This is a genomic window from Devosia sp., from assembly GCF_028290645.1.
Classification (GTDB): Bacteria; Pseudomonadota; Alphaproteobacteria; order Rhizobiales; family Devosiaceae; genus Devosia_A.
In genome coordinates, this window is sequence record NZ_JAQGJL010000119.1 from 1 (window position 1) to 8,080 (window position 8,080).

The 8,080-nt window shown below is 66.6% G+C and carries 7 protein-coding genes; 5 read left to right on the plus strand and 2 right to left on the minus strand.

The features are described from left to right. The 5 genes from JWQ89_RS06910 to sseA all read left to right on the plus strand — a co-directional run. Positions 1-714, plus strand: a 714-nt coding sequence (locus JWQ89_RS06910) for an ABC transporter substrate-binding protein (RefSeq protein WP_299639565.1), incomplete at its 5' end; no start/stop codon positions are given. Between the two features lie 150 nt (positions 715-864). Next, entirely contained in the window at positions 865-1,656 is a 792-nt protein-coding gene (locus tag JWQ89_RS06915) for an ABC transporter permease subunit (protein ID WP_299639576.1), read from the plus strand. After that, positions 1,653-2,441 carry an ABC transporter permease gene (locus tag JWQ89_RS06920; protein ID WP_299639566.1) on the plus strand — a complete coding sequence of 263 codons (789 nt, stop codon included), beginning with the start codon at positions 1,653-1,655 and terminating at the stop codon, positions 2,439-2,441. Before JWQ89_RS06915 ends, JWQ89_RS06920 begins: the two co-directional genes overlap by 4 nt. Positions 2,442-2,444: 3 nt before the next feature. Next, positions 2,445-3,512, plus strand: a complete 1,068-nt coding sequence (locus JWQ89_RS06925) for an ABC transporter ATP-binding protein (protein WP_299639568.1) — start codon at positions 2,445-2,447, stop codon at positions 3,510-3,512. Positions 3,513-3,564: 52 nt separating this feature from the next. Beyond that, positions 3,565-4,404 carry a 3-mercaptopyruvate sulfurtransferase gene (gene sseA, locus JWQ89_RS06930; RefSeq protein WP_299639570.1) on the plus strand — a complete coding sequence of 280 codons (840 nt, stop codon included), beginning with the start codon at positions 3,565-3,567 and terminating at the stop codon, positions 4,402-4,404. A 147-nt stretch (positions 4,405-4,551) separates the two neighbouring features. On the opposite strand, the gene JWQ89_RS06935 is transcribed toward sseA, so the two are convergent. Both JWQ89_RS06935 and JWQ89_RS06940 read right to left on the minus strand, forming a co-directional pair. After that, positions 4,552-7,593 carry a glycoside hydrolase family 38 C-terminal domain-containing protein gene (locus JWQ89_RS06935; protein WP_299639572.1) on the minus strand — a complete coding sequence of 1,014 codons (3,042 nt, stop codon included), beginning with the start codon at positions 7,591-7,593 and terminating at the stop codon, positions 4,552-4,554. Positions 7,594-7,700: 107 nt separating this feature from the next. After that, a partial coding sequence (locus JWQ89_RS06940) for an ester cyclase (RefSeq protein ID WP_299639574.1) occupies positions 7,701-8,080 on the minus strand: 380 nt, incomplete at its 5' end.

An 8,080-nucleotide genomic window follows, 5' to 3' on the forward strand; every position in this document is an offset into this window, starting at 1 on the left:
GCCAAGGATGCCGACGGCTTCTGGTATGGCGACTATTACGGCGTGCTCGCCTTCGGCGTGAACAAGTCGATCGTCACCACCACCCCGACCAGCTGGGCCGACCTGCAGAAGCCCGACTACGCCAACAGCGTCGCGCTCGCCGGTGATCCGCGCACTGCCAACAATGCCATCCTGTCGGTCTACGCCGCCGGCCTCTCGACCGGCGCCGATGCGGCCGGTGCGGCTGACGCGGGCCTCCAGTTCTTCAAGGCGCTCAACGACAAGGGCAACTTCGTCCCCGTCGATGCCGAGGCCTCGGCCATCGCGCAGGGCACGACCCCGATCGCCGTCAACTGGGACTACAACCTCCTCGCCCAGCGCGATGGCTTCGAAGGCAACCCGGAAATGGACGTCGTCGTCCCGTCCGACGGCGTGCTGGCCGGTGTCTATATCCAGGCGATCAGCGCCTATGCCCCGCATCCGAACGCGGCCAAGCTGTGGATGGAATATCTCTATTCCGACGAAGGCCAGCTCGGCTGGCTCGCCGGCTATTGCCATCCGATCCGCTTCAACGACCTCGCCTCCAAGGGGGGCCTGCCGGCCGACCTGATGGCGAAGCTCCCTGCCGCCGACAACTACGCCAAGGCCGTGTTCCCGACACTCGAGGAGCAGAATGCCGCCAAGACGCAGATCAGCAGCCAGTGGGACACCGTCGTCGGCGCCAAGATCAACTGACCGATGACCACCGTCCATCCGACGGCTGAACCTTCCGCAGGCCCGGTGCAAACCGGGCCTGTCGTCCTGCGCGGCCGCGGGCGCAACTTCCTTGCCGGAATCAGACTGGGCGATCTCCTTGCGGTCGCTCCGTTCGTCCTGTTCGCCGTGATGTTCCTGCTGCTGCCGATGTCCTATCTCGTCATGCAGGCCTTCCAGGCCCCCGACGGCAGCTTTACGCTCGATAACCTCGCCAATCTCGGCACGCCCAAGACCATCGACTCCTTCCTGATCTCGATCCGCGTCTCAGGCACTTCGGCTCTCCTCGGCGCGCTTTTCGGACTTCTCATCGCGCTGGCGATCATCCGCGGCAAGCTGCCCGAAGGCATCCGCTCGACGGTGATGACCTTTTCGGGCGTCGCCTCGAATTTCGCCGGCATCCCGCTGGCCTTCGCCTTCCTCGCGACGCTGGGCCGCCTCGGCCTCTTGACCATCATCCTCAAGACCGTGTTCGGGTTCGACCTCTACCGCGCCGGCTTCAACCTGTTGAGTTTCTGGGGCCTCACGCTCACCTACCTCTATTTCCAGATCCCGCTCATGGTGCTCATCATCGCCCCCGCCATCGACGGGCTGAAGCGCGAGTGGAGCGAGGCCGCCTCTACGCTGGGCGCCACCAAGTGGCAGTTCTGGCGCTATGTCGGGCTGCCGGTGCTATGGCCGAACCTGCTCGGCACGCTCTCGCTGCTGTTCGCCAACGCCTTCGGCGCCATCGCCACGGCCTACGCCTTGACCGGCTCGACGCTCAACATCGTCCCCGTGCTGCTCTACGCGCAGATCCAGGGCGACGTGCTCGGCAACCGGGGCCTCGGCGCTGCGCTCGCGCTCGGCATGGTGATCATCACTGCGCTGGCCAACGTCATCTATCTCGTCGTGCGCACCCGCGCCGAGCGGTGGCTCAAATGAGGCGCGGGCAGGCCTGGGCCTGGGTCGTCTTCGGGCTGGGAGCGCTGTATTTCCTGCTCCCGCTGATCGCGACCTTCATCTTCTCGCTCAGCATTCGCAAGAGCGGCTACACCTTCGACGCCTACGCCAATGTGCTCGCCGATCCGCGCTTCCAGTCGACACTCGGCTACTCGCTGTTCATCGGCCTCTGCACCATCGTCGTCGGGATCCTGATCGTCGTGCCGGCGGCCTACTATGTCCGCCTGCGCGCGCCAAAACTGCGTCCGATCATCGAGTTCATCACGCTCCTGCCGCTGATCATCCCGGCCATCGTGCTCGTCTTCGGCTACATCCGGCTCTACAACTCGTCGTCCCTCCTCCCCTTGACCAGCAGCTTTGTCGGCACGGGCATCCTGTTGACCTTCGCCTATGTGGCGCTTGGCCTGCCCTACATGTACCGCGCCGTCGATACCGGGCTCAGGACCATCGACGTCCAGACCCTCACCGAGGCGGCGAACATTCTGGGCGCCAACCAGATGACCATCCTCGCGCGTGTCATTTTCCCCAACATCATCGTCGCCGTGCTGTCGGGCGCCTTCCTGACCCTCGCCATTGTGATCGGCGAGTTCACCATAGCGAGCCTCCTCAACCAGCCGGCCTTCGGCGTCTACATGCAGAATGTCGGCGCCAACCGGGCGTTCGAGCCTGCCGCGCTGGCCGTCATCTCGTTCATCATCACCTGGGGCGCCATGGGCATGATCCAGTTGCTCTCCCGCTTCGCCCCCAAGACCGCCCGCAAGGACTGAACCATGGCCGAGGAATTCCTGCGCATCGAGAAGCTGGTCAAGACCTTCGGCGGCAACGCCGTCGTCAAGGGCGTCGACCTCGGGTTCGACAAGGGCGAGTTCGTCACCCTGCTCGGCCCCTCCGGCTGCGGCAAGACCACCATCCTCAGGATGATCGCCGGCTTCGAGCGCCCGGATTCGGGCCGCATCGTCGTCGAAGGCAAGGACATCTCGGGCCTCAACCCGAACCAGCGCAAGATCGGCATGGTGTTCCAGGCCTACGCGCTGTTCCCCAACATGAACGTCGCCGACAATATCGGCTTCGGCCTCAAGATCGCCGGCATGGCCAGGGACCAGCGCGAGGCGCGGGTCGAGGAGATGCTGAAGCTCATCGGGCTCGCGGGCTACGGCAAGCGCTACCCGTTCGAGCTCTCCGGCGGCCAGCAGCAGCGCGTCGCCCTTGCCCGCGCCCTGGCGCCCAGCCCCCGCATGCTGCTGCTCGACGAGCCGCTCTCGGCGCTCGACGCCAAGATCCGCGTGTCGCTGCGCGAGCAGATCCGCGAAATCCAGCGCGAACTGGGCATCACCACGGTGTTCGTGACCCACGATCAGGAAGAAGCGCTGTCGATCTCCGACCGCATCGTCGTGCTCAATGCCGGCAATGTCGAGCAGTTCGGCAAGCCCTTCGACATCTACAACCGCCCGCAGACAAGGTTCGTCGCGACCTTCGTCGGCACCCTCAATACCCTCAACGGCACCGTGGCCGATGCCGGCGCGAAGACCGTGACGCTGGGCGGCAGCACCGTCACCATCCCCGCCCTCCCTGCCACGGCGCGGAATGGCGAAGCGGTCGCGCTCACCATGCGCCCGGAAGCCGTGTCGCTGGCCAATGGCGCAGCGCGCGACATCGTCCTAGACGGCCGCGTCGCCGAAGTCAGCTTCCTCGGCTCGGTGATCCGCCTCAAGGTCGACCTCGGCGGCAACGCCATTAGCCTCGACACCTTCAACGACCAACGCACCCCGCCGCCTGCCCACGGCTCCCAGGTCCGCGTCGGCATCGCCTCGAGCGACGTGCTGGTGCTCGGGAACTAGCTGGCAAGCCTTTTACGAGCCGCTATGCTGGCGCGCTCCTAAAGGATTCCGCATGACCGACACCCCCTTCGTCTCGACCGCCTGGCTCGCCGAGCACCTCTCCGACCCCGACGTCGCGATCGTCGACGGCAGCTGGTACCTCCCGGCGGTCAACCGCGACCCGCGTGCCGAATATCTGGCGGGGCACATCCCCGGCGCCATCTTCTTCGATGTCGATCAGTACGCCGATCTCTCGACCGGCCTGCCGCACATGCTGATGCAGTCGGAAGCCTTCGGTACCCTCGCCGGCAGCCTCGGCATCGGCGACGACATGACCATCGTCGTCTATGACGGCATGGGCCTGTTCTCGGCCCCCCGCGTGCGCTGGACCTTCGAGGCGATGGGCGCCAAGCACGTCTTCATCCTCGATGGTGGCCTGCCCAAATGGCGCGCCGAGGGCCGCCCGCTGGAAGCCGGAGAAGCCAGGCGCTCACCGACGACCTTCAAGGTCAGCTTCGACGCCGCCGGCGTCGCCAGCCTCGACCAGATGCAGGCCTACAGCCAGGACGGCGCGCGCCAGATCGCCGACGCCCGCCCCGGCCTGCGCTTCCGCGGCGAAGCCCCGGAACCCCGCCCCGGCCTCAAGTCCGGCCACATGCCGATGGCGAAGAGTGCGCCGGCCGATACGCTGGTGGAGAACGGCACGCTGAAGCCGGTCGAGACGCTACGGGCGCAGTTCGCGGAAGCGGGCATCGACCTCGACAAGCCGATCGTCACCACCTGCGGGTCGGGGGTTACGGCGGCAACGTTGAAGCTCGCGCTCGAGCAGGCGGGGGCGAAGGACGTGGTTCTGTATGACGGGGCGTGGGCGGAATGGGGTGGCAGGGATGATACGGAAGTGCTGAAGGGCTGACCGTCCCCTCACCCGTCTCGGCTTCGCCGAGCCACCCTCTCCCTCAAGGGGAGAGGGGCGATGTGGCCAGGTTGTGCCCCCTTCCCTCTCCCTTTGAGGGAGAGGGTGGCGCGAAGCGCCGGGTGAGGGGCAGTCTCGGCTCTACCCCTACCCCCGCGAAATCCGCCAACTCCGCACCTCGAACGGCCTGAGCTCCGCCCCCTCGCCCCGCTCCATCGGCTCCTCGAGAATGCTGAGGCTCCCGCCGACCGTCCACCCATCCGGCGCCGTCACCGCAAAATCCCCGCGCCGCCCCGATGGCTCGTAAACGCGCAGGATCAGCCCGTTCCCATCCTCGGCCGGCTTGAACCCCGACAGCGCCGCCGGAATCCCCTCGGTCCCGATAGGCTCGAACTGCACCGACGCCACGCCGCTTGCCGCCGCCGCCAGCAACGGCTGGTTCAGGTCCTCGGCCTCCTCGCGCACCCGGCCCTCGTACCAGTCGCCGGCATGCGGATAGAGCGCGTAGGTGAACCGTTGCCCACCCTCGTCGGCCAAGGGATCCGGATAGACCGGCGAGCGCACGAGGCTCAGCCCCAGCACATTGCCCTTGGCGCTGTGCCCGTATTTGGCGTCATTCAGCAGCGCCACGCCGAACCCCGGCTCGCTCATGTCGAGGAAGCGGTGCCCCGGCACCTCGAACTGCGCCTGGTCCCAGCTGGTGTTGTCATGCGTCGTGCGCTGCACCACGCCGTTGGCATGCTCGAACGTCGCGCGCGACGCCCGCACCGCCACCGGCGTCAGCGTGCGCAGCAGGCAGTGCCGGTCATGCCAGTCGATTTCGGTCACCACGTCGAGCCGCGTGCCGTTCGCCTCGAGCACATAGGTCTGCGTCACGGTCGAAGCGCGGAACCGCCGCACCACCCGCACCGCCGCCCGGGTCGGCGTGTTCTCGACCACCTTGATGCTCTCGGGCCGATCGAGCTCCACGCCTTTTTTGGCGTAGTCCTCCTCGATGTCCCAGGCGTCCCAGTCGCGCGGCTTGTCCGCCGGATAGACCCAGAGCTGGTTGCCCCGGCCCGCCAACGCCTCGCGCCCGGTCGCCTTATGGACGAGGCTTGAGATCGTGCCGTCGAGGCCGATCATCGCGCGGATATGCGCATTCTCGATATGCGCCTCGCTGACCGACAGCCCCGGCACCGGCTCGAGCTGAGCCCGCGTGAACACCCGGATGCCGAGCGGCGGGATGATGTCGGCGCTCGAGAAGTGCGCCCCGTCGGTCATCGTCACGCGCGTCGGCCGGCGGCTGAGCGAGGGGTTCACTACCACCACCGCATCGGCCACGTCACCGTCGGGAATCTGCCCAACGATGGTCGAGAGCGCGATCTGCTGGCGTGCCAGTGCCCGACCGTGCGCATCGTTCAATTCCCGCTCGGCATCCTCATACACCTCGGCGATCGAGGAGCCGGGCAGGATGTCGTGGAACTCGTTCTTCAGCACCACGCGCCAGATATGCTCGAGGCTCTCAGGCTGTTCGGCCCCCATCAGCGCCGCCAGCGAGGCAAGCGTCTCCGCCGTGATCAGCGCCCGCTCCGCCTGCCGGTGCGCCTTCTTGGTGGCGCTCTGGGTGGTCAGCGTCGCCCGGTGCAGCTCAAGATAGATGTCACCCTGCCAGACCGGCAGCTGCGTCTTCTTCCCCGTCTCGTGCGCAGCGGCAAAAAAGTCCTCCACCCGGCTCCAGCGCGCCCTGGGGAGCGCCGGAAAATCGCGCAGCTGCATCTCGCGCTCGATATATTCGGGCGTCACCCCGCCGCCGCCGTCGCCGTAACCCACCGCAAGCAGCGACGTCGGATGCGCCGGCTTTTGCATGAAGTTGCGCCAGGTCTTCAAAATGCTCAGCGGGTTCACGGCGCCGTTGTAGCCGTGCCAGGGGTTGTTGAAGGTGTGGGTGAGGACGCGGCTGCCGTCGATCCCCTCCCACCAGAACAGGTCCGCCGGGATGGTGTTGGTGTCGTTCCAGTTCACCTTGATGGTGAAGAACGAGTCGATCCCGCCCTGCTTCAAGAGCTGCGGCAGCCCGCCCGAAAAGCCGAAGCAGTCGGGCAGCCAGCACACCCGATGCCGCACCCCGAACTTCTGCTCGAAATAGCGCTGCCCGTAGAGGATCTGCCGCGTCAGGCTCTCGCCGGTCGGCATGTTGATGTCGGGCTCGACCCACATGCCGCCCACCGTCTCCCAGCCGCCGGCGCTTACCTTGGCCTTGATCCTGGCAAACAGCGCCGGATCGTCCTCCTCGATCTGCGCGTAGTAGTGCGCGGTGGACTGGTTGAACCGGAAGCCCGACTCCGCCAGGTACTCGTTGCTCCCCTCCATCAGCGACACGGCCGTAGAGAACGTCCGCCGCATCTTCCGGCGTGTTTCGGAATAGGGCCAGAGCCAGGCGAGATCGATATGGGCATGCCCGGTCAGCGCAATCTCGCCCTGCTGCGGGAAGCGCCGCTGCAGCTCGCGCAGCCGCTCGATCAGCTTGTGGTCGGCTTTCGTCACGCTGGCCCGCTGCTCATCGGTGAGCCCTGCCGGGTTCTCCTTCAGCGGCGGCAGTTGCCAGATCCGCTGCTGGCCGCGCTCGGCGGCGAACCGGGAGACGTAGTCTTGCGTGGCCGACGGCCAGTCGAGCGCATAGAACGCCTCTTCCGCCGCCGCGATCAGGTGCGGCACCACCTCGTGCCCCTCGAGTTCGCTGGCCGCCTCGAACACCTGCTGCAGCCGCAGCTGGAACGCATGCACGGCAGTATCGAGCCAGCAGAGCCTCGCGGCCTTGAAATGCGGATCGCGCACCGGCTCGCCGAACGGTAGGCGCGCCACTGCCTCGGCTTCGAGGCGGAAGTTGTGCGCCCGGATCGGGAATTCCTTGTGGTACGGATCGTTGCCGAAGCCGACGCTGTGGTCGGCATAGATCAGCGTCGCCAGCGCCTCGCCGCCCAGATCGAGGAACAGTCGTGTCTCGGCCAGCGGCCAATGCGGTGGAGCATTCACCGATGCTGCAAAGTTCTGCACCCCGTCCCGGCTCGGCCACGGCGCGCCGACCGCGATAGGCTGGCCGTTGAGGGTCCAGCCGCCGACCGGCACGGTCTCGCGCTCCCGCCAAAAGGTGAGTTCATCCAGCCGTACCTTAACCCGGTCCAGCCGCTGTGCGATCGACAGAGCCATAGTCCACCCACCCCTTGGTGACGCCCGAAAACAGCTGCGGACGAAACCACATGTGCGCGTGGGTCGCTAGGCCCAAGCCGACGCGAAACCTCCGGATTCTACGCCGGCTAGATCCAGCCCAGCTGCTTGAAGAAGCCCAGCGCGTCGTAGTAGTCGCTCTGCGAGACGATCAGTCCGTCGCGGATTACGAACACCGAGGCGCCGGGGATGGTGAACCGCTTGTTGCTTGCTGCGGTGCCGTCCGCCCAGGCACCCGTGTTGGTGCCCGAGAAGACCCACTCGAACGCCACCCGGTCGCCCGATACGATCGGCCGCCCGCGAATGCCCCAGATCAGGTCCGGCACCGCGTTGATGAAGTTGGCAACCACCCCGCTCGTTGCCGCCGCCTTCCCCTCGACGGGTGTCCCCACCGAGGCATCGAAATAGACGACATTGTCGGCGAAGTAGCGCGCGGCCCGCTCGACACTGTGGAAGTTCCAGGCCGCGA

Coding starts and splice junctions, on each gene's coding strand:
- JWQ89_RS06925 (WP_299639568.1), top strand. CDS start 2,445: ATGGCCGAGGAATTCCTGCGCATCGAGAAGCTGGTCAAGACCTTCGGC.
- JWQ89_RS06935 (WP_299639572.1), bottom strand. CDS start 7,593: ATGGCTCTGTCGATCGCACAGCGGCTGGACCGGGTTAAGGTACGGCTG.
- JWQ89_RS06915 (WP_299639576.1), top strand. CDS start 865: ATGTTCCTGCTGCTGCCGATGTCCTATCTCGTCATGCAGGCCTTCCAG.
- JWQ89_RS06920 (WP_299639566.1), top strand. CDS start 1,653: ATGAGGCGCGGGCAGGCCTGGGCCTGGGTCGTCTTCGGGCTGGGAGCG.
- sseA (WP_299639570.1), top strand. CDS start 3,565: ATGACCGACACCCCCTTCGTCTCGACCGCCTGGCTCGCCGAGCACCTC.